This is a genomic window from Candidatus Pelagibacter communis, assembly GCF_001179945.1.
Classification (GTDB): Bacteria; Pseudomonadota; Alphaproteobacteria; order Pelagibacterales; family Pelagibacteraceae; genus Pelagilacustribacter; species Pelagilacustribacter ubique_A.
The window spans coordinates 1-505 of the sequence record NZ_CVSG01000076.1 but is presented as its reverse complement, the minus strand read 5'-3'; the positions used below and the strand labels follow the sequence as shown (position 1 = coordinate 505).

1 protein-coding gene is annotated in these 505 nt (G+C 26.7%); it reads right to left on the bottom strand.

What is annotated here, in order from left to right; genetic code table 11:
• Nucleotides 1-77: 77 nt before the first annotated feature.
• Nucleotides 78-505 (bottom strand): F0F1 ATP synthase subunit B family protein (locus AMN78_RS03300; RefSeq protein WP_075534166.1); only part of this gene is annotated, 428 nt, incomplete at its 5' end.

Here is a 505-nt window from a genome sequence, read left to right as displayed (position 1 = left end):
ATCTAAGCGCTGCAGCCAAACCTCCAAAACCTGATCCAATAATAGTTGTTTTTTTTGCCATATATTTATGGCCTATTCTAACTAGATTTCTTCTTAAGTGCTAATTTTGTTTCTTCAATACTAGAGCTGAAAATTTTATCTAATTTGCTTTTATCAAGAGAGTTTTTTATCAATTTTTCTACTGACTCTATAGCTATTTTTACTGAGGCATTTTTTATATCTTTCAAGGCCTGATTTCTTAGTTGTTTTATTCTTTCTTCTGCACTCTTCTTTCTATTATCCATTAAATCATGAAATTCTTTATTCGTTTTGATTACGTTTTTCTCAGCTTCCTCATTAGCCTTTTTTATCATTTCTTTTACCTCATTTTTTGAATCACTAATTTTTTTTTCATGTTCAATTAAGATATTTTTTGCATCTTCTTTAAGTTTTTCTGCTTCACTAATTTGATTTGAAATATTTAATATATTTAATTCAAGAGTTTCTTTAATTTTTTGAGGTACTT